This window comes from Burkholderiales bacterium, from assembly GCA_035560005.1.
Lineage (GTDB): Bacteria > Pseudomonadota > Gammaproteobacteria > Burkholderiales > Eutrophovitaceae > DASRFY01.
Genome location: DATMAN010000086.1, coordinates 1 through 20,867, shown reverse-complemented (window position 1 = coordinate 20,867; position 20,867 = coordinate 1). Strand labels below are relative to the sequence as shown.

At 62.1% G+C, this 20,867-nt stretch carries 18 protein-coding genes, 1 rRNA gene and 1 pseudogene; 6 read left to right on the top strand and 14 right to left on the bottom strand.

What is annotated here, in order from left to right:
- Position 1: 1 nt before the first annotated feature.
- The gene (locus VNM24_12535; GenBank protein ID HWQ39409.1) at positions 2-478 is read left to right on the top strand and encodes a DUF4124 domain-containing protein; all 477 of its coding nucleotides are present in this window, start codon (positions 2-4) and stop codon (positions 476-478) included.
- On the opposite strand, the gene VNM24_12530 is transcribed toward VNM24_12535, so the two are convergent.
- Both VNM24_12530 and VNM24_12525 read right to left on the bottom strand, forming a co-directional pair.
- Positions 479-775 (bottom strand): RnfH family protein, encoded by a 297-nt coding sequence (locus VNM24_12530; GenBank protein HWQ39408.1) that lies wholly within the window; start codon positions 773-775, stop codon positions 479-481.
- On the bottom strand, positions 772-1,209 hold the full coding sequence (locus VNM24_12525; GenBank protein ID HWQ39407.1) for a type II toxin-antitoxin system RatA family toxin: 438 nt from the start codon (positions 1,207-1,209) through the stop codon (positions 772-774). The genes VNM24_12530 and VNM24_12525 overlap by 4 nt, the downstream gene beginning before the upstream one ends.
- A gap of 77 nt (positions 1,210-1,286) precedes the next feature.
- On the opposite strand from VNM24_12525, the pseudogene smpB reads away from it, so the two are divergent.
- Positions 1,287-1,736: pseudogene (smpB, locus tag VNM24_12520) on the top strand (SsrA-binding protein SmpB).
- 261 nt (positions 1,737-1,997) lie between these two features.
- Here smpB and VNM24_12515 read toward each other — a convergent pair.
- The 3 genes from VNM24_12515 to VNM24_12505 are packed head-to-tail and all read right to left on the bottom strand — an operon-like array spanning position 1,998 to position 4,514.
- Positions 1,998-3,200, bottom strand: a complete 1,203-nt coding sequence (locus tag VNM24_12515; GenBank protein HWQ39406.1) for a tryptophan--tRNA ligase — start codon at positions 3,198-3,200, stop codon at positions 1,998-2,000.
- 13 nt (positions 3,201-3,213) lie between these two features.
- Positions 3,214-3,879, bottom strand: a complete 666-nt coding sequence (locus tag VNM24_12510) for a site-2 protease family protein (GenBank protein ID HWQ39405.1) — start codon at positions 3,877-3,879, stop codon at positions 3,214-3,216.
- Positions 3,879-4,514 (bottom strand): L-threonylcarbamoyladenylate synthase, encoded by a 636-nt coding sequence (locus tag VNM24_12505; protein ID HWQ39404.1) that lies wholly within the window; start codon positions 4,512-4,514, stop codon positions 3,879-3,881. The genes VNM24_12510 and VNM24_12505 overlap by 1 nt, the downstream gene beginning before the upstream one ends.
- A 303-nt stretch (positions 4,515-4,817) precedes the next feature.
- On the opposite strand from VNM24_12505, the gene VNM24_12500 reads away from it, so the two are divergent.
- Genes VNM24_12500 through VNM24_12490 form a run of 3 tightly spaced genes read left to right on the top strand, consistent with a single transcriptional unit; the run spans position 4,818 to position 8,363 of the window.
- The gene (locus VNM24_12500) at positions 4,818-5,261 is read left to right on the top strand and encodes a tripartite tricarboxylate transporter TctB family protein (GenBank protein HWQ39403.1); all 444 of its coding nucleotides are present in this window, start codon (positions 4,818-4,820) and stop codon (positions 5,259-5,261) included.
- Positions 5,258-6,778 carry a tripartite tricarboxylate transporter permease gene (locus VNM24_12495; protein HWQ39402.1) on the top strand — a complete coding sequence of 507 codons (1,521 nt, stop codon included), beginning with the start codon at positions 5,258-5,260 and terminating at the stop codon, positions 6,776-6,778. The genes VNM24_12500 and VNM24_12495 overlap by 4 nt, the downstream gene beginning before the upstream one ends.
- A 4-nt stretch (positions 6,779-6,782) precedes the next feature.
- A complete protein-coding gene (locus VNM24_12490) occupies positions 6,783-8,363 on the top strand; it encodes a gamma-glutamyltransferase family protein (GenBank protein ID HWQ39401.1) in 1,581 nt (526 codons plus the stop codon).
- A 23-nt stretch (positions 8,364-8,386) separates the two neighbouring features.
- On the opposite strand, the gene VNM24_12485 is transcribed toward VNM24_12490, so the two are convergent.
- Positions 8,387-10,072, bottom strand: a complete 1,686-nt coding sequence (locus VNM24_12485) for a thiamine pyrophosphate-binding protein (GenBank protein ID HWQ39400.1) — start codon at positions 10,070-10,072, stop codon at positions 8,387-8,389.
- 148 nt (positions 10,073-10,220) lie between these two features.
- Between VNM24_12485 and VNM24_12480 the strand changes: the two genes are divergently transcribed.
- The gene (locus VNM24_12480) at positions 10,221-11,981 is read left to right on the top strand and encodes an L-lactate permease (GenBank protein ID HWQ39399.1); all 1,761 of its coding nucleotides are present in this window, start codon (positions 10,221-10,223) and stop codon (positions 11,979-11,981) included.
- 72 nt (positions 11,982-12,053) lie between these two features.
- Here the strand turns inward: VNM24_12480 and pnp are convergent, their stop codons facing one another.
- The 8 genes from pnp to rrf all read right to left on the bottom strand — a co-directional run bounded on the left by pnp (position 12,054) and on the right by rrf (position 20,845).
- Entirely contained in the window at positions 12,054-14,162 is a 2,109-nt protein-coding gene (gene pnp / locus VNM24_12475; protein ID HWQ39398.1) for a polyribonucleotide nucleotidyltransferase, read from the bottom strand.
- 87 nt (positions 14,163-14,249) lie between these two features.
- Complete coding sequence (rpsO, locus tag VNM24_12470) at positions 14,250-14,519, bottom strand: 30S ribosomal protein S15 (protein ID HWQ39397.1); 270 nt, start codon at positions 14,517-14,519, stop codon at positions 14,250-14,252.
- A 78-nt stretch (positions 14,520-14,597) separates the two neighbouring features.
- On the bottom strand, positions 14,598-15,518 hold the full coding sequence (truB, locus tag VNM24_12465; GenBank protein HWQ39396.1) for a tRNA pseudouridine(55) synthase TruB: 921 nt from the start codon (positions 15,516-15,518) through the stop codon (positions 14,598-14,600).
- A 4-nt stretch (positions 15,519-15,522) separates the two neighbouring features.
- Entirely contained in the window at positions 15,523-15,903 is a 381-nt protein-coding gene (rbfA, locus tag VNM24_12460; protein HWQ39395.1) for a 30S ribosome-binding factor RbfA, read from the bottom strand.
- Between the two features lie 26 nt (positions 15,904-15,929).
- On the bottom strand, positions 15,930-18,503 hold the full coding sequence (gene infB, locus VNM24_12455; protein HWQ39394.1) for a translation initiation factor IF-2: 2,574 nt from the start codon (positions 18,501-18,503) through the stop codon (positions 15,930-15,932).
- 25 nt (positions 18,504-18,528) lie between these two features.
- Positions 18,529-20,001 carry a transcription termination factor NusA gene (gene nusA, locus VNM24_12450; GenBank protein HWQ39393.1) on the bottom strand — a complete coding sequence of 491 codons (1,473 nt, stop codon included), beginning with the start codon at positions 19,999-20,001 and terminating at the stop codon, positions 18,529-18,531.
- A 14-nt stretch (positions 20,002-20,015) separates the two neighbouring features.
- Complete coding sequence (rimP, locus tag VNM24_12445; GenBank protein HWQ39392.1) at positions 20,016-20,441, bottom strand: ribosome maturation factor RimP; 426 nt, start codon at positions 20,439-20,441, stop codon at positions 20,016-20,018.
- Between the two features lie 289 nt (positions 20,442-20,730).
- A 5S ribosomal RNA gene (gene rrf / locus VNM24_12440) occupies positions 20,731-20,845 on the bottom strand.
- Positions 20,846-20,867: the final 22 nt, after the last annotated feature.

Sequence of the window (20,867 nt, the reverse complement as noted above, 5' to 3'; positions counted from 1 at the left end):
TATGCGATCAAGGTACCTGCTGCCTGTAGCCGCCGGCGCTTGGCTGGCGTTGATTCTGCCGGTGCACGCCGATACCTACCGCTGGGTGGACGAGAGCGGCCGCGTGCATTACTCGGATCGACCGCCGCCGGGCAACGTGAAGCAGCAGAAGGAAATCAAGACCCGTTCGCGCGCGGCGGTGCCAGCCTCCAGCGCCGAGGCGGCGGAGTCACCCAAGAGCTATGTGGAGCAGGACGCGGAGTTTCGCAGGCGCCAAGCGGAGAGAGCCGAAAAGGAGGCTGCCGAGCAGAGGGCGCGGCAGGAAGCGCAGGAGAGGCGGCGCAACTGCGACCAGGCCCGCGCCCGCCTTGCGGCGTTGCAGGCCGGAGCGCGGGTGACGCGTTACAACGACAAGGGGGAACAGGAGTATCTTGACGACAGGCAGATCGCCGAGGAGATCCGGCAGACGCAGAAGTCGGTCGCCGATTGGTGCGGCTAATCAGAGCCGGTCCCGGCGGGCTGCGCGCATTCGCGCGCGTTGCCTGCGTGCGGACTTCGGATCAGCGCGGAGCATCCGGTAGATTTCGACTCGATCTCCATCACGCAGCCGGTGACCGGTTCCGACCACCCGCCCCCAGACGCCGACGCCGGCCGGCTCGGACCCGGCGTCCGCCATCGTGCGCCGGACCGAGTCAGCATCGAGGGCGTCACCGACCGTGGCGCCGTCCGCCAGTTCGAGCGACGCGATCCATTGGCGCTGTGGCAGCGCATAGACGACTTGGACCCTGATGTTCACGGCACTGTGTAGAGTTGCTGCGCTCGTTTGATGAACGCCTCGACCAGGCTGTTGGCGATGAAGTGAAAGACCGGTCCTACGAGCTTTTCGAGAAGCCTGCTCGAAAACTCGTAATGCAGGCGAAACTCAACCTTGCATGCTTCGTTGCCGAGCGGCTTGAAGCGCCAGCAGCCCTCCAAGTGCCGGAAGGGACCGGATACCAGCTTCATTTCGATCAACGACGGTGGCCGCACCGTATTGTGGGTGACGAAATGCTGCCGGATGCCTCTGAAATCTATTCCAACGCGGGCATGCACCCCGCCTGCGTTCTGCTCTTCGACGTGCGCGGCCGCGCACCAGGGCAGAAACTCCGGATAGCGCTCTACGTCTTCCACAAGCGCGTACATCTTCTCCGCAGGATATTCCACCAAGACAGATCGCTCTATCAGGGGCATCGGTGTTGCGTCTGACGTCGCAGCCAGGAGTTCTCACCGGGGTCGGCTAGAATACCAGTCACCCTCGTACGCCTGCCGAGATGAGCATCGTCCAGAACAAGAAGGCCTTTCACGACTACTTCATCGAGGAGCGATTCGAAGCCGGTGTGGCGCTCGAGGGATGGGAAGTGAAAGCCATCCGCGCAGGCCGGGCGCAGCTCAAGGAGGCCTACGTGATCCTCAAGAACGCAGAGGTGTTCCTGATCGGGTGCCACATCAGTCCGCTTGGATCTGCTTCCACGCACGTACGCGCCGATCCGACCCGCACCCGCAAGCTGCTGCTGCACGCCGAGGAGATCCGCAAGCTGATCGGTAAAGTCGAGCGCGCCGGCTACGCCTTGGTGCCGATCGACCTGCATTACTCGAAGGGCCGTATCAAGCTTGAGATAGGGCTTGCGCGCGGCAAGAAGCAGCATGACAAGCGCCAGGCCATCAAGGATCGGGATTGGCAACGCCAACAGCAAAAGCTGCTCCGGCACAAAGCATAGTTTGACCTCGCGCTTGTGGCGAAGGCGCGACACCTGCGCTGCCGGCGTCGGGCGCGCAACACGCAGCCGAAGCCACAAGCCGGCCATGGTCCGGTGAGTACGGCCCAAGCGGCAGCGGCACGGAACCACAGGGGTAGGAACGCCAGGGTTCACGGCATCTGCGCCACGGCTGCCCAATTGCCTAACGCATCCTTCGGCTCGATCGGCGCTGCCCCTCGTGGGTGAGCCTGGCCTCGACGCGCTGCAGGTCGCGCCGATCGATCAGCCGTAATTCAGACCCATCGCCTCGCGCACGTCGCGCATCGTTTCGCCGGCGAGTTTGCGCGCACGGTCGCAGCCGTCGGCGATGATGTTCCTGACGAGCGTCGGATCATCGAGATAGGTCTTGGCGCGCTCGCGGATCGGCATCAGCTCCTTGAGGATTCCATCGATGACCGGTTGCTTGCATTCCAGGCAGCCGATGCTAGCGCCACGGCATCCCTGCTGTACCCACTTCTTGGTGGACTCGTCCGAGTATACCTTGTGCAACTCCCAGACCGGGCATTTGTCCGGGTTGCCCGGATCGCTGCGCCGGACCCGCGCTGGGTCGGTGGGCATGGTGCGGATCTTCTTTGCCACGCTGTCCGGATCTTCGCGCAGCGTGATGGTGTTGTTGTAAGACTTGGACATCTTCTGACCATCGAGGCCGGGCATGCGGGACGCTTCAGTCAGTAGGGCCTGTGGTTCGGTGAGGATCATCTTGCCGCTGCCTTCCAGGTAACCGAACAAGCGTTCACGATCTCCCATCGAAAGATTCGCCGCTTCTTCCAGTAACGCCTTGGCTCCTTCGATGGCGGTCTGGTCCCCTTGTTGCTGGTAGCGGCTGCGCAACTCCCGATACAGTTTGCCGCGCTTCACGCCGAGCTTCTTGATTGCGGCTTCAGCCTTTTTTTCGAAATCCGGTTCGCGCCCGTAAATGTGGTTGAAGCGCCTGGCGATCTCCCGGGTGAATTCGATATGCGGGACCTGGTCCTCTCCAACCGGAACCAGGGTGGCGCGATAAATCAGGATATCGGCGCCCTGCAGCAGCGGATAGCCCAGGAAACCGTAGGTGGACAGATCCTTGTCGCTGAGCTTTTCCTGCTGGTCCTTGTAGCTCGGCACCCTTTCCAGCCAGCCCAAAGGGGTGATCATCGACAGCAGGAGGTGAAGCTCCGCGTGCTCCGGGATCTTCGACTGGATGAAGAGGATAGCCTGGGAAGGATCGACGCCAGCTGCCAGCCAGTCGACCAGCATGTCCCAGGTGTTGGCTTCGAGGATCTGCGGAGTGTCGTAGTGCGTGGTGAGCGCGTGCCAGTCTGCAACGAAGAACAGGCACTGATGCTCGTTCTGCAACCGGATCCAGTTCTTCAGCACACCGTGGTAGTGGCCGAGGTGCAGCGCGCCGGTAGGGCGCATGCCGGATAACACGCGATCGACGAACATCCTTGCGGATTCCCTAGAAGATCCAGCCAATGCCGAAAAGGCCGGCAATGGCGCTAATCGTGGCCGCGATGAACGGCCACATGATGACCGAGAGCACGCCAGTGAACATCAGCAAGAGCACGATGACGAGCCCGAAAGGCTCGATGCGGGCATAGCGGTCCGCCACGCCGTGGGGCAACAAGCTCACGGCGATACGGCCGCCATCCAGCGGAGGCAGCGGCAGCAGATTCAAAACCATGAGCACGACGTTGATGATGACTCCGCCCCGAGCCATGAGCAGGAGCGGCTCGGTGAAATAACCCGCGGGCAAGCTGCCTGCCACCTTGATCAGTACCGCCCACAGGATGGCCATCGCCAGATTGGCTCCCGGGCCGGCGGCTGCGACCCAAAGCATGTCGCGCTTCGGATGGCGCAAGCGCCCGAAGTTCACTGGTACGGGCTTTGCCCAACCAAAGGCAAATTGGCCCTTGCTGAAGAAGAGGATGAGAGCTGGCATCAGCAGCGTCCCGATCGGGTCGATATGTCGAACGGGATTCAGTGAGATCCGGCCGGCTTGGGCTGCGGTCGGGTCGCCGAAGTGACGTGCGGCGTAGCCGTGCGCAGCTTCATGCAGAGTGATGGCAAAAATGCCCGGGATCGCGTAAAGCACGATCACTTGGATGATTTGCGTGGCGTCCATTACTGGACCGGTTGGGCAGCAAAAGGCGCCACGGGTCCCTTGCCGACACGGACTACGACCGGCGTGTCTCCGGTCAAGTCGATTACGGTAGTCATGTCCAGACCGCACGAGCCGGCGTCGAGCACGAGGTCGACTTGGTGTTCCAGCTTCGCGCGGATTTCGACTCCATCGGTCAGTGGATACGCATCTCCAGGAAGGATCAGCGTGGAACTCAGGATCGGCTCCCCCAGTTCTTCAAGCAAGGCTCTGGCCACTGCGTGCTCTGGAACACGCAATCCGATGGTCTTGCGCTTCGGGTTGAGCAGGCGCTTCGGAACTTCCCGGGTGGCCTGCAGAATGAAAGTGTAGCTGCCGGGCGTGCTGTTTCGCAGCAGCCGATATTGACCGTTGTCGACCCGCGCGTATTGTGCGATCTCCGACAGATCGCGACACACTAGGGTGAGATGATGGGAGGCACCGATTCCACGAATGCGCCGGAGTCGCTCCATCGCCTCCTTTTCCCCGATCCGGCATCCCAGCGCATAGCACGAATCGGTCGGATAGACGATCAACCCGCCCGAGCGCAGAACTTCCACAGCACGACGGATCAGTCGCCGCTGCGGATTAAGGGCGTGAACCACGAAATACTGGGCCATGAACGGACTTCGAGCGGCAGCCGCGACCGTCTGCGCCATGCGTGCGTCCGTAGTCAACCGCTGTACCCGGCATGCTCGGATCGAGCGAATGCATCCGCGCGGGCGTCAGGTAACGAAAGCCGGAGGACAAGCCGGAAGCGTGCGACATTCAGAAAAGACTAATGATAGCAAAAGCCACTCGTTGGGCTGCGGCAGCTCGCGCGAGTCGCTTTCCGCCGATGGTGTGCGGGGCACCGTTTGCTCCGCGGCGCGGGGCTGTGAAACAATGGTCCGCGACAAAAACGACCATCGCGGTGGGAGGAGATGAGACTGCGCGGCCCGCGGGATTTCTTTGGCGGACTGGTTTTTCTTGTTTTCGGGGCCGCCGCGGCGCTTATCGCGCGCGACTATCCGATCGGCTCTGCGGTGCGCATGGGGCCGGGCTACTTTCCCCTTGTGCTGGGTTGTCTGTTGGCGCTCATCGGGCTCGCGATCATGCTGCGCGGACTGCTGACCGCAGGCCCCGCACTGGAGCCTACGTTCTGGCGCCCGTTCCTTCTCGTGCTTGGCGCGATCGGTAGTTTCGCTGCCAGCGTGGAAACGCTGGGCATCGCCCTAGCAGCGGCTCTGCTGGTCGCGATTGGTGCCGCCGCAAGCCCTGAAAGCAGACCGCGGGAAACGCTCTGGCTGGTGGCGGGACTGGTCGCTTTTACGCTTGCAGTCTTCGTGTTGGCCCTCAAGCTGCCGTTCAAGGTGTTTCCGGGATGACCGAGCTGCTGGGTCAACTGGCGCTCGGACTGGACGTTGCGCTCACCGCGCAGAACATCGCCTACTGCTTCGGCGGCGTTCTGCTTGGCACCTTGATCGGCGTCCTGCCCGGGCTAGGGCCGCTCGCGACGATCGCAATGCTGCTGCCCGCAACCTATGCATTGCCGCCCGTGTCGGCGCTGATCATGTTGGCAGGAATCTACTATGGCGCCCAGTACGGTGGTTCGACCAGCGCGATCCTGGTGAATCTCCCTGGAGAATCTTCGGCTGTGGTGACCTGTCTGGACGGTCATGTCATGGCGCGCCAGGGCCGCGCCGGGCCGGCGTTGGCAGTCGCCGCGATTGGCTCATTCTTTGCCGGAACGGTGGCAACCCTCCTGCTGGCTGTGTTCGCGCCCCCCCTCGCGGAGCTCGCCTTCAAGTTCGGCCCGGCGGAGTACTTTTCGCTGATGGTGCTGGGTCTGATCGCGGCCGTAGTGCTGGCGCGCGGCTCGCTGCTCAAGGCGATCGCGATGATCATTCTCGGACTTCTGCTCGGAATCGTCGGTGCGGACGTGAACACGGGGTTGTTCCGTTTCACGTTCGATGTTCCGCAGCTTCAGGACGGGATCGATTTCGTGATTGTGGCGATGGGGCTGTTCGGCTTCTCGGAGATCATCGCCAATCTCGAGCGCCGCCGCAGAGGCACCGTCTCGATCGCGAAGGTGACGAGCTTGCTGCCGAGCGTGCAGGACTGGAAACGATCCTGGGCCGCCGTGCTGCGCGGGACCGGCCTCGGCGCGCTGCTCGGCGTGCTTCCCGGCGGCGGGGCTGTGCTCGGGTCGTTCGCGGCCTACACGCTGGAGAAAAAAATCTCCCGTGAACCGCAGCGCTTTGGACAGGGAGCGATCGAGGGCGTGGCGGCTCCGGAGTCGGCCAACAACGCCGGCGCGCAGACCTCCTTCATTCCGATGTTGACACTGGGGCTGCCGTCCAATCCGGTGATGGCGTTGATGATCGGCGCTATGACCATTCACGGAATCACGCCTGGACCCCAGGTGATGTCGGAACGTCCCGAGCTGTTCTGGGGAATGATTGCTAGCATGTGGCTGGGCAACGTGCTCTTGGTGATACTGAACCTGCCACTCATCGGGCTGTGGGTAAAGCTGCTGTCCATTCCCTACCGTTTGCTTTACCCGGCGATCCTGCTGTTTTGCTGTATCGGTGTGTATAGCATCAACAATGACGCCGTGGACGTGCTCATTGCACTCGCGTTCGGTGTGCTCGGTTACCTCTTCATCAAGTTCGATTGCGAACCCGCACCGCTGTTGCTCGGTTTCGTGCTCGGCCCGATGATGGAAGAGAATCTGCGCCGAGCGTTGGTGCTCTCCCGGGGCGATCCCTCCGCCTTTGTTACACGCCCGCTCAGCCTCGGCTTGCTGGTCGCGGCCGCGCTGCTGCTGATCCTCGTGGTGTTCCCGGCGGTGCGCAGGACGCGGGACCGGGCTTTCCAGGACGAGTCGAACGCCACGCTCTGAATCCATGCACTGGTCTCTGCCCTACTCATCGCGACGCAGCCCCCTCTTCGCGCGCAACGTGGTCGCCACATCGCAGCCACTGGCCGCTCAGGCCGGGTTGCGCATGCTCACCGCCGGAGGCAACGCAGTCGACGCGGCGCTGGCGACGGCAATTGCCCTCACCGTGGTCGAGCCGACGATGAACGGAATCGGTTCCGACGCCTTTGCCATCGTCTGGGATGGTAAGTCGCTCTATGGGCTCAACGCTTCGGGCCGAGCGCCCGCAGCCTGGTCGCTTTCGCGCTTCGATGGCCGCAGCCGCATGCCGACTGAAGGATGGGACAGCGTCACGGTGCCCGGTGCTGTTTCCGGTTGGGTGGCCCTTTCCGAGCGCTTCGGAAGATTGCCGTTCGAGACGTTGTTCGAACCCGCCATCAGCTACGCCGAGAGCGGTTTTTTGGTGTCACCGGTCGTAGCTTACCAGTGGCAGGTCCAGGCCCCGCGCCTGAAGGATCAGCCAGGGTTCGCTCGGGCCTTTCTGCCGAACGGGCAACCACCCGCCGTCGGACAGGTATTTCTCCATCCGGATCAGGCGCGCAGCCTGTCCGAGATCGCACGCAGCCGGGGCGAGAGTTTCTATCGTGGCGTCCTGGCGCAGCGCATCGTGGAGTCGAGCACCCACTGCGGCGGCGCAATGACTCTGCAGGATCTGGCGGCGCATCGTGCCGACTGGGTCGAGCCTTTGCAGCAGGAATACCGGGGCTATCGGGTGCATGAACTGCCGCCCAACGGACAAGGCATCGCGGCGCTGGTGGCGCTGGGCATCCTCGGGCACTTCGACCTCGCGGCGTTTCCGGTCGATTCCGCCGATTCGGTTCACTTGCAGGTCGAGGCGATGAAGCTTGCCTTTGCCGACGCCTACCGTCATGTGGCAGATCCGCAAGCAATGCAGCTGCCGGTGGAAGCGATGCTCGATCGCGGATATCTTCGCTCGCGCGCCAGACTGATCGATCGGGGTCGTGCTGGGAAGTTCACGCCCGGCAGCCCGCTCTCCTCCGATACCGTCTACCTGTGCACCGCCGACCGCGACGGAATAATGGTGTCGCTGATCCAGTCGAACTACATGGGCTTCGGCTCAGGCGTAGTAGTGCCCGGTACCGGCATCAGCCTGCAAAACCGCGGGGCGGGCTTCATCCTGCAGCCCGGCCATCCCAACGTCGTTGCAGGCGGCAAGCGACCTTTCCACACAATCATTCCCGGATTCATCAGCCGCGATGGGGTGCCGGTGATGAGTTTCGGCCTCATGGGTGCCGATATGCAGCCACAGGGTCATGTGCAAATGGTGGTGCGGTTTGCTGACTACGCACAGAACCCGCAAGCAGCAGCAGACGCGCCGCGCTGGAAGGTCACGTCGGGTGGTGAGCTGCTTCTGGAGGAAAGTTTCGGCGATGCTGTGGCTGCCGAACTTGCCCGGCGCGGGCATCGTGTCGTGCGGATGCCGCGCGGAAGCCTCGAGTTCGGCGCGGCTCAACTGATCTGGAAGCTGGTCGACGGTTACGTTGCGGGTTCGGAGCCGCGGCGCGATGGACAGGCGGTCGGGTTCTGAGGGTGATTTGCGTGGAGGCCGGCTCAGCGAGGTGCTTGGAGTGCGCGTTCCCGGATTGCGCTGAGAGTGGTGCGAGTCGTAATCGCTTCCGGATCAATCTTCAGTTCGATCAGTGCCGCCCCGTCGGAGCGCAAGGCGCGCTCCAGCGCCGCAGGGAACTGCTCCGTCCGGTCGACGCTCTCGCCATGCAGCCCGTACGCTCTGGCCAGCGCGGCAAAGTCGGGATTGCACAGATCGCTGCCGTATACCCGCCCTGGGTAGTCGCGCTCCTGGTGCATCCTGATAGTGCCGTACATTCCGTTGTTGATTACAAAGAACAGAATCTTCAGTCGATACTGCACGGCCGTTGCGATCTCCTGCCCGTTCATCAAGAAGCAGCCATCGCCCGAGAAACTCACGACCATGCGCTCGGGATATGCCAGTTTTGCGGCGATCGCGGCGGGCACGCCGTATCCCATGGCCCCATTCGTGGGCGCGAGCTGGGTACGATAGCCCGCGTACTGCCAGTAGCGCTGTACCCAGCCGGAATAGTTGCCTGCGCCGTTGGTCACGATGGTGTTCGGGGGCAATGCACGGCGCAGAGTCGCCAGAACCAGGGCCAAATCTAGATTCCCCGCCATCGGCTCGGGTTCGAGGTTTTTCAGATAGTCGGCGCGCGCCTGGTGCGTCCACTCGCGCCACGCGGAGGAATCCACCGCTGGCAGCGCTGCCGCGAGATGGGCGAACTGCGCCATCCCTGAATTGATCATGAGGTCGGCGCGATAGATGCGCCCGAGCTCTTCGGCATCGGCATGCACGTGCACGAGGCGCTGCGTGGGATGAGGGATCCCGATAAGGCTATAGCCGCTGGTGGTCATCTCGCCGAGCCGCGGCCCAATGGCCAGTATGAGGTCCGATTGGCGAACCCGCTGCGCAAGCAGCGGGTTGATCCCGATGCCGAGCTCACCGCAATAATTGGGATGGCGATTGTCCAGGAGATCCTGGCGCCGAAAGCTGCAAGCTGCAGGAAGGTTGTTGGCTTCTATGAAGCCGCGGATGTCGTCGCAGGCAGCCATCGACCAGTCGCCTCCCCCTAGGATCACGAGTGGTCGCGACGCCCCGTTCAGCAGGTCCCGCAGCCGTTCCATATCCGCCGCCGCAGCGCTGGCCTTGACTTGTTGATATGGTCTGGCGTCGCCTGCGATTGCCTCGGAAAAGAGCATGTCTTCGGGAAGTGCCAGCACCACCGGACCAGGCCGTCCCGCGACCGCCACGTGAAATGCATGGCTGACCAGTTCGGCAATGCGGTCGGCGCGATCGATTTGGGCGACCCACTTGGTCATTGGCCCGAACATGCGCCGGAAATCGATCTCCTGAAAAGCTTCGCGCTCGACGACATCGCTGCCGACTTGGCCGACGAACAGGATCAGCGGCGAAGAATCCTGGTAGGCGGTATGCACGCCAATGCTTGCGTTGGTGGCGCCGGGACCGCGCGTGACGAAGCACACACCCGGCATTCCGGTGGCCTTGGCATATGCTTCGGCCATGAAAGCGGCACCACCTTCCTGGCGGCATACGATCAGGCGAATAGCGTCTCGGTGATCGTAGAGCGCGTCGAGAACCGCCAGGTAGCTCTCGCCGGGAACACAGAACACGGTGTTCACGCCGTGCACGCGCAACTGGTCGACAAGAATCTGTCCGCCGCTGCGCGAGGGCAGGCTGGAGTTCATTCAGTGTTCCCGTAGGCCAACGCGACGAATGCGCCGGATTATACCGAAGCGTTGCGCGCGCGACCGGCCGTGGAGGCCCGTTCCGATATAATCCGCCGGCTGCGCGGGCGAGCCGTTGTCAGAAAACCAACGATGGGGAGGTCTCAAAATGGTCTGGAGCCAGGTCTACGACCCGATGGGCAACGCCGTGCTCAGTACGGTGCTGGCAGCCATCCCGGTCATCGTATTGCTCGGTGGTCTAGCCTTTCTGCGCTTGTCGGCGCATATCGCGGCACTCGCCGGGCTGGCAGCCGCTCTGGTCATCGCGATCTTCGTTTATGGAATGCCGGCCCAGATGGCGGGCGCATCGGCGATGTATGGCGCCTTCTTCGGCCTTCTGCCCATCGGCTGGATCGTGCTGAACATCATCTTTCTCTATCAACTCACACGCGACAAAGGCTATTTCACGATTCTGCAGGACAGCATCGCCGGCGTGACGGAAGACCGGAGATTGCAGCTGCTGCTGATCGCCTTTGCCTTTGGCGCTTTTTTCGAGGGCGCGGCCGGCTTCGGCACTCCCGTGGCCGTGACCGGTGCCATTCTCATCGGCCTCGGATTCTCTCCGCTGGCCGCCTCCGGCCTCTCGCTCATCGCGAATACGGCGCCAGTTGCATATGGCGCGCTGGGCACGCCGATTATCGCCTTGTCGGCAGTCACTGGGTTGGATCTGTTCGAGCTCTCGGCCATGGTCGGCCGACAACTGCCGTTTTTCTCCGTGCTTGTTCCTTTCTGGCTCGTCTGGGCCTTCGCCGGCTGGCGTGGCATGCTCGAAGTCTGGCCTGCCATCCTGGTCACTGGAGTCAGTTTCGCCATCCCGCAGTTTCTGATCTCCAACTATCACGGCCCCTGGCTCGTGGATGTGGGCGCGGCGATCGTTTCCATGGCATGCCTTACCGCCTTCTTGAGGATTTGGAAACCCAGGAATGTCTGGCGCACGACCGCGTTGAAGGGACGCGAGGCCGACGGCGGCGTGACCGATAATGGTGCCACTGCTCGGGGGGGCGGCCATGATCGCGCGGCGGTAGTGCGGGCATGGGTGCCATGGGTCGTGCTGTCGGTGTTCGTGTTCGCCTGGGGCACGCCGCAGGTCCGCGGTTTTCTGAACGGCAGCTACACCGTAACGAAAATGGAGCAGACGGCCACCGGTCCGGTGAAAACCGAGGAGAAAGTAAAGCTTCCGTGGGACGGCATCACCAAGTTGGACTTCAAGATCGCAGGCTTGCATGAAATGGTGGAGAAGGTTCCTCCGGTTGTAGCCAAGGCGCACACGGAAAAGGCCGTCTACAGCCTGAACTGGCTGTCAGCCACCGGTTCGGGAATTCTGCTCGCAGCGATTCTTGCCGGCTTGTTCATGCGCTATTCGTTTGCGGAACTTCTGGTCAAGTACTGGCACACCATCAAACTCGTGCGCTTCTCGTTGCTGACCATCGCGGCGATGCTGGCACTTGGGTTTACCACGCGTTACTCGGGCACCGACGCAACGCTGGGCCTGGCCTTCGCCCACACCGGTGTGCTCTACCCGTTCTTCGGCACGATGCTCGGGTGGCTGGGTGTGGCGCTGACCGGTTCCGATACGGCGTCCAACGTGCTCTTCGGTGGCCTTCAGAAGATCACGTCCGAGCAACTTGGACTGAACGCCAATCTCATGGCCTCCGCAAACAGTTCAGGCGGTGTGATGGGCAAGATGATCGACGCGCAGTCGATCGTCGTGGCATCCACTGCAACACGCTGGTACGGGCACGAAGGCGACATTCTGCGCTACGTATTCTTCCACTCGGTCGTGTTGGCCATGCTGGTCGGGGGGCTGGTCATGCTGCAGGCGTACGTCTATCCATTCACATTGCTGCAGGTCTGGCCCGCGGGCGGCTGAGCGACGGGCGGGGTAAAGCAAAAAAGCCCGCTCGCGCGGGCTTCCTGGCTCTGCTGACACCGGGTCGACCGTTCAGCTTGTGGCTTTGGCTTTTTCATCCTGGGTCACTGCCTTCATCGACAACCGCAGTCGACCCTTCTCGTCGGCTTCCAGAACTTTTACCCGGACCGCCTGACCCTCCTTGAGGTGATCAGCAACCGATTTGACCCGCTCATCGGCGATCTGGGAGATATGCAGCAAGCCGTCCTTGCCCGGGAGCACGCTGACGATGGCGCCGAAGTCGAGCAACTTGAGCACTGTGCCATCGTAGATGCGTCCGACCTCGACTTCCGCGGTAATCTCTTCGATGCGCCGTCGGGCCGCTTCGCCACCGGCCGAAGAGACGCACGCGATCGTGACCGTCCCGTCGTCCTGGATATCGATGGTCGTACCGGTCTCCTCAGTAATGGCGCGAATCACTGCTCCACCCTTGCCGATCACGTCGCGGATCTTTTCGGGCTTGATCTTCAAGGTGATCATGCGCGGCGCGTAGGCCGAGAGCTCGGCCCGCGGGCTCCGCAGTGCCTCCTTCATGATATGCAGGACTTGCATGCGCGCTTCGCGCGCCTGCTGCAGAGCCACGTGCATGATTTCCTTGGTGATGCCCTGGATCTTGATGTCCATCTGCAGGGCCGTGACTCCGCTTTCGGTGCCCGCGACCTTGAAGTCCATGTCACCGAGGTGATCCTCGTCGCCCAAGATGTCGGTCAAGACCGCAAACCGGTTTGCCTCCTTGATGAGCCCCATCGCGATGCCCGCGACATGCGCCTTGAGCGGCACGCCCGCATCCATCAATGCCAGGCACCCGCCACAAACGCTCGCCATGGAGCTCGAGCCGTTCGATTCGGTAATCTCCGAGACTACTCGCAGCGAATAGGCGAACTCCTCTTGAGACGGCAGCACGGCGAGTAGCGCTCGCTTGGCGAGCCGGCCGTGACCCACTTCGCGCCGTTTCGGCGAGCCCACGCGCCCCGTCTCCCCGGTGGCATACGGGGGCATGTTGTAATGAAGCATAAAGCGCTCGGTGTATTCGCCCTGCAGGGCGTCGATGATCTGCTCGTCGCGCGATGTGCCGAGGGTCGCGGCCACGAGTGCCTGCGTTTCTCCGCGCGTGAACAGTGCAGACCCGTGGGCTCGCGGCAACGGTCCGATGCGGATCGAAATCGGGCGTACTGTGCGCGTGTCGCGCCCGTCGATGCGCGGCTCACCGTTCAGGATCTGGTTGCGCACGATCTCTCTTTCCAGATCGCTGAATATGCCGGCAACCACGTTGGCGATTTGCGGATCGGAGCCGGCGGGCACGAGCTCGCCGAACACTCGCGCGCGCACCTCCTCGATCTTGGCACTGCGCGCTTTCTTGACCTTGAGCTGGTAGGCTTGACGAAGATCGGCCTGCGCAATCTGCCGTACGCGATCCACCAGCGCCGGATCCTTCGGCGGTGGTGTCCAGTCCCACAAGGGCTTGCCGGCTTCATCGGCCAGTTCGCCGATCGCGTCGATGACCGCCTGCATTTGCTGGTGGCCGAAGACCACGGCGCCGAGCATCACGTCTTCCGGAAGCTCCATAGCCTCCGACTCCACCATCAATACCGCCTGCTTGGTGCCCGCGACCACCAGGTTGAGTTTCGAGGTTTTCAGCTCGGTTACCGTCGGGTTCAGAACGTATTCTCCGTTCAGATATCCCACGCGCGCAGCACCGATGGGGCCATTGAAAGGGATTCCCGAGAGCGTCAGCGCCGCGGAAGCACCGATCATTGCCGGTACATCGGCGTCGATCTCGTTATTGGAAGAAACGACAGTGGCAATTACTTGGACTTCGTTTAAGAATCCCTCGGGAAACAAGGGACGAATGGGTCGGTCGATCAAGCGTGAGGTCAGTGTTTCCTTTTCGCTGGGCCGACCCTCCCGCTTGAAGAAGCCTCCGGGAATCTTGCCTGCTGCGTAGGTTCGCTCTTGATAGTCGACGGTCAGCGGGAAGAAGTCCTGACCCGGCTGGACTTCTTTTTTCCCGACGACGGTGACGAGGACGCAGGTATCGTCCATGTTCACCATCACTGCTCCATCGGCCTGCCTGGCGATCTCGCCGGTCTCGAGCGTCAGGGTGTGACGCCCGTATTGAATGATCTTTCGCGTGACGTTCAAGGTGCTGCCTCAGATGAAAACGGGCGCAGCCTCGACGGCTGCGCTCTCGATAGGGGGCTGATCATGGCCGGGCACCGGCCTTCTGCGCTACTTTCGCAAGCCGAGGCGCTCAATGATCTGCCGATACCGGTCGGCGTTGGAAAGGCGCAGATAGTCAAGCAGCTTGCGCCGCTGACTGACCATCTTCAGCAGACCGCGCCGGGAATGATAGTCCTTCACATGCGTCTTGAAGTGCTCGGTCAGCTCGTTGATGCGGGCAGTCAAGAGGGCGATCTGCGCTTCCGGCGAGCCAGTGTCACCCTTAGCCCGTTGATATTCCTTAAGTATCTGGGCCCGTTGCTCTGCGGTAATAGCCATTACCTTTTCATGTCTCTTCGTTGGAAAGGCCGCGATTATACTCGCCGACGTAGCGGCTTTCCAAGGATTTTGAGGGGCTTACGCCACATGGCGGCCGCTCGCCACGAGTCGTTTCGGTACCACCGTTCCGTCCGGTGCGGCCTCCCCGAGCCCGATGAATTTTCCTCCGGCCACATAGAGCCTCACCAGCCCGGACGTCTGGGTCGGCGCCGCGACTGCCGGAAGACCGCCTACCACCCGGCGGCTCGCGTCCGGGGTAAGGTCGATCCTGGGCAATCCGCACAGCATCGAGTCGACCGGCAACAGCAGTGACTCGCGCTGTGCCGAACTCAACTCGCCGCGCTCAAGCACACAGAGCGGCACCGCATCTTCCACGCTGAACGGCCCGATGTCGGTGCGCCGCAGCTCGACCACGTACGCGCCGCAACCCAGAAGCCTGCCCAGGTCCTCCGCGAGAACGCGGATGTAAGTTCCCTTGCTGCAAACCACGGACAGTCGCAAGGTGTCAGCCCGTCGGTGCAGCACGTCCAGTTGTTGGATCTCTACGCTCCGCTCGCGGCGCTCGACCACTCGGCCCTCGCGTGCGTAGCGGTACAAGGGCCGTCCCTCGAATTTAACGGCGCTGTACATTGGGGGACGTTGCTGGATATGCCCGGTCAGCTGACGGAGCGCCCGTATCAGTTCGACATCGTCGAAGCTCGGCTCGGCCAGCGCCTTCAAGTCACCTTCGGCGTCGCCTGTGGAGCTTTCAAAGCCCAGGCGCAGCGTGGCCTCGTAGCGCTTGCTGGAATCGAGCAGCGCCGAGCTGAACTTGGTGGCTTCTCCGAAACAAACTGGCAGGAGTCCACTGGCGAGCGGATCGAGCGTGCCGGTGTGGCCTGCCTTCGGCCCCCCGTAGAGGGCACGCACGCGCTGCAAAGCCGCGTTGGAAGTCAGACCAACCGGCTTATCGAGCAGCAGGACGCCGCTCAGGTTATTCCTCGCCCGACCGCCAGGCACGGTGTCAACGTCCGCGGCGCCGTTTGTCCTTTCTAGATTTTCCGACCGCCTCGTCAATCAACCGGGACAGGCGTGCGCCTTGCGCGACCGATGCGTCGTAGGTGAAGTGCAATTCGGGCATGACTCGCAGACGAAGCGCGGCAGCAAGCCGGGAGCGCAGAAAGCCGCTGGCACGCTGCAGCCCCTCTTGGGCCAGTGCGACCTGGGCCTCTTCTCCAAGAACGGTGAAGAAAACCTTGGCGCAACGCTGGTCACGACTGAGTTCGACTCCAGTGATCGTTAACATCCCGATCCTCGGATCATTGATCTCCGTGCGAATCAGTTCCGCCAGGTCACGCTGCAGCTGATCCGCGATTCGCCCCCGCCTTGCAGACTGGTTCGCCATTGGACAGGCCGTCGCAAGGCGAGTGTTCAAAGCGACCGCGCGACCTCGACTACTTCGTAGACTTCCAACTGGTCGCCTACCTTGATGTCGTCGAAGCCCTTGATCGAAAGACCGCATTCGAACCCGGCCTTGACTTCGCGGACGTCATCCTTGAACCGCTTCAGCGAGTCAAGCTCGCCGCTATGGATCACCACGTTGTCGCGCAGGACCCGCACCAGCGATCCTCGCCTGACCAAGCCCTCCAGCACGTAGCATCCGGCTACCGCTCCAACCTTGGAGATGCGGAAAACCTGCCGAACCTCCACCAGCCCGAGCACATTTTCTCTCTTCTCGGGCGCCAGCATCCCGGACAGCGCGCTCTTGACCTCGTCGACCGCGTCGTAGATGACGTTGTAGTAACGCACGTCGATGCCGTGCGCGGCGATGAGTTTGCGCGCAGTGGCGTCGGCGCGGGTGTTGAAACCGATGATTACCGCGTTGGAAGCCAAAGCCAGGTTCACGTCCGACTCGGTAATTCCTCCGACGCCGGCGTGCACGATGTTCACGCGTACCTCATCGGTGGAGAGCTTGCTCAGAGCGTGTGCCAGCGCTTCGTAGGAGCCCTGCACGTCGGCTTTGATGATAAGCGGCAGCGTCTTGGCTTCGCCCGCCTTCATCTGTTCGAACATGTTATCGAGCTTGGCCGCCTGTTGCTTCGCCAGTTTGACTTCTCGGAACTTCCCTTGGCGGAACAGAGCGATCTCTCTGGCCTTGCGCTCATCGCCCAGAACGATGACTTCCTCTCCCGCGAGCGGCACTTCAGACAGGCCCAGAATCTCGACCGGAATCGAGGGCCCGGCCTGCTCGACGTTACGGCCCGCCTCGTCGGTCATGGCTCGGACTCGCCCAAACACGGCACCGGCCAAAACGACGTCTCCCCGATGCAGCGTGCCCGATTGCACGAGTACCGTAGCCACTGGGCCACGGCCCTTATCCAGCCGCGATTCAATGACAACGCCGCGTGCAGGCGCGTCTTTCGCCGCCTTGAGTTCAAGCACCTCGGCCTGCAGTAGCACGGCTTCCAGCAGCTGATCGATGCCTCTCCCGGTCTTGGCCGAGACTTCGACCACCATGGTCTCGCCGCCCCAGTCTTCGGGAATGACTTCGTGCTTCGAAAGCTCTTGCTTGATCCGTTCGGGGTTCGCTTCGGGTTTGTCGATCTTGTTGATGGCGACCACCATCGGCACCTTGGCCGCCTTCGCGTGGTGGATGGCTTCCACCGTCTGAGGCATTACCCCGTCGTCCGCCGCCACGACGAGCACCACGATGTCCGTCACCTTGGCTCCGCGCGCGCGCATCGCGGTGAACGCTTCGTGACCGGGGGTATCGAGGAAGGTAATCGTTCCACGAGGCGTGTCCACGTGGTAGGCGCCGATGTGCTGTGTGATGCCGCCGGCCTCGCCGCTTGCCACCCGGGTGCGACGAATGTAGTCGAGCAATGATGTCTTGCCATGATCGACGTGCCCCATGACGGTAACTACCGGTGCCCTGGGCTCCAGGGACACGTCCTTGCGTTCGGCCTGCTCAAGGTAGGCCTCGGGGTCATCAATCTTCGCACGCTTGGCGACGTGCCCCATCTCATCGACCACGATCATTGCCGTCTCCTGGTCGAGCACTTGGTTGATCGTCACCATTTGACCAAGCTTCATCAACGCCTTGATCACCTCGGCGGCCTTGACCGACATTTTGTGGGCCAAGTCGGCGACCGTGATAGTCTCAGGAATCAGGACTTCCTTGACGACAGGTTCCATCGGCACTGCCTGGTCCTGGGCTGCGGCATGCTCCGTCTTGTGTCGCGCATGGCGCTCCTTGCGTGCATGCCAGCCTTCACCACCACCACTGATGTCGCCACGCACCTTGATCGAGCGACGTTTGGTCCCTTCGTCGCGCCAACCCGCGTCGGCTGGCTTCTTTGCTCCCTTTTCCTTTGGCTTGGTTTCGCTGGCCTTGACTGCCGGCTTATGCAGAGTGCCTTCGGTTAGCGCTTTCTTGGCTACCACCGGTGCGGCCGGTACCTCCTTCGCCACCTCAGGCACTGCAGCGGAGACCGCCGGTGCGGCCGGCGCGGCAGCCGAAGGCTCGGTTTCGGCTTGTTGTGATGCCGTCTTGCGCTTGCGCTCTTCCTGCCTGGCAGCAGCTTCGGCCATCTGCCGGGCGATCAGCTGCGATTGCTTGCGCGCCTCTTCTTCGCGCAGTGCGGCCTGCTCAGCGTCTACCTGCGGGACTGGTATCACTTCGGTTGCGGTCGCTCCTGCGGCCGAATCGCGCTTGACGAGAACGCGCTTCTTGCGCACCTCGACCTGAATGGTCCTGGCTTTCCCGGTGGCATCGGCTTTCTTGATCTCACTGGTCTGCCGGCGAGTGAGCGTAATACGGCTCTTGGTCTCCTTCGCGCCGTGGACCTTGCGCAAATATTCGAGCAGCTGGGTCTTGTCATGCTCGTCGAGGACTGTGCCTTCGTCCAATGCCTTCTTGACCCCCGCCGCCTGAAGCTGCTCAAGCAGCATTCCGGCGGGAAGTCCCAGTTCCTTGGCGAATTGTGCGACGTTCGTATTAGCCATCCGTCCGCTCCTTGACGCCGGTGCCTCAGGCAAACCAGGGCGCGCGTGCCGTCATGATCAGTTGCTTGGCCCGCTCAGCGTCGATGCCGGTCAGCTCCACTAGGTCGTCGACGGCCAGATCGGCGAGTTCCTCCTGCGTCTTGACGCCCTTTGCGGCCAATGCCCGTGCCGTCTCGTTGTCCATCCCCTCAAGATTCAACAGATCGCTTGCCACGTTCTCCACCTTCTCCTCGCTCGCGATCGCCTGAACCAGCAGGGCGTTGCGCGCCCGGCTGCGCAGTTCATTCACAGTAGCCTCGTCGAACGACTCGATCTGCAGCATTTCGCCGAGCGGGACATAGGCGATGTCGTCCAGGGTCGTGAAGCCCTCTTGGACCAGGATGTCCGCGACTTCCTCGTCGACGTCCAGTTTTTCCATGAACAGGGACCGTATCCGGGCAAACTCCTCCTCATTCTTCTTTTGCGACTCGTCTTCGGTCATTATGTTCAGCTCCCAGCCGGTGAGCTCGCTCGCCAGACGCACATTTTGCCCGTTGCGACCGATCGCCTGCGCCAGATTCTCTTCGTCCACGACGATGTCCATGCTGTGCGCTTCTTCGTCCACCGTGATGCGGCTCACTTCTGCCGGGGCCAGTGCGTTGATGACGAACTGGGCCGGATCGGGAGACCACAGCACGATGTCCACCCGCTCCCCGGCCAGTTCTCCGGTGACCGCCTGCACTCGAGAGCCGCGCATCCCGACGCACGTACCGATCGGGTCGATGCGTGGGTCGTTAGACTTGACCGCAATCTTGGCCCTCGAACCCGGATCGCGCGCAGCCGCCTTGATTTCAAGCAACCCCTCTTCGATCTCCGGCACCTCGATTTCGAACAGCTTGATCAGAAACTCGGGAACCGTGCGTGACAGAACCAGCTGCGGCCCGCGACTGCCGCGATCGACTTTGAGCAGGTAGGCGCGCACCCGGTCTCCGATTCGCAGATTTTCCTTGGGGATCATCTGGTCTTTCGGCAGTATCGCCTCGATTCGCCCAGACTCGATGACGGCGTTGCCCCGTTCCATACGCTTGATCGAACCGGTGACGATGAATTCCTTGCGTTGCAGAAAATCATTGAGTATCTGTTCTCGCTCAGCGTCGCGGATCTTCTGGAGAATCACTTGCTTTGCCGTCTGTGCACCGATGCGGCCGAATTCCACCGGTTCGAGCGGCTCTTCGACGTACTCCTCGAGATTCAGGTCGGGATCGCGTTTCCGCGCTTCGGACAGGCCGATCTGGCGCGCCGGCACTTCCACCATGTCGTCCGGCACGACCTGCCATCGCCGGAAGCTCTCGTATTCGCCCGTATCGCGATTAACCGCGACGCGCACATCGACGTCTTCCTTGAATCGCTTCTTGGTTGCGGAAGCCAGGGCGAGTTCGAGCGCGCCAAAAACAATGTCTTTGGCCACGTTCTTCTCCCGCGCAAGCGCGTCCACCAGCATCAACAACTCACGACTCATCGACTGCTCTCCATTCAGATCGTCGGTACCAAACGCGCCTTTTCCACTTCCGCAAAGTCCAGCTGGAGTACGGTTCCATCGACTTCGATTTGCACGGTGCGCTCGTCGGCACCTCTCAGAACCCCAACAAAGTTACGCTGCCCGTTCAGCGGCACACGCAGACGCACCTTGGCTTTCTCGCCTTCAAACCGCCTGAAGTCCTGGGGCCGCGTCAATGGACGATCCAGTCCAGGCGACGACACTTCGAGGCGCTCGTAGGCAATGGCTTCCACCGCGAACACGCGGGTCAGGTGGTTGCTAACACGCGCACAGTCGTCCACCGTAACTCCCCCCTGCCTGTCGATGTAGACGCGCAGCAGCCCCTTGTTTGCCCACTCGCTGTCGACCAACTCGTAGCCGAGGCTCGCGAGCGCCTTTTCCAGTAGCCCAGTTAGGTTCATTCGCAACCGTTCCCACAAACAAAAAATGGGCTCCCTGGCCCATCTTTTGTGTAACTTCTTGAGGCCGCGAAGTTTATCAAAAATCGAAGGCAAAACCAATAAGAGGGATACCGAATGATCGTAAGCGTCCGGCGTTAGCGGCCGCGCCGTGCCTTCGCAGATGCTCAGGAATCCGTGCGCTTGGGGAGATGTTTCGATGCGAGCGTCTTGTCGTATCGCAAGTAGGGCACGAGCCGGAGCGCAAAATAAAAGGCCCATCCCTTTCGGGACGGGCCTTTTCCATTTGGGCGCCTGGCGGTGACCTACTTTCGCGCGATATACCTCGCACTATCATCGGCGCTGAGGCGTTTCACGGTCCTGTTCGGGATGGGAAGGCGTGGGTCCACCTCGCTATGGCCGCCAAGCAAAGCGTTGAGCCTTTGCGGG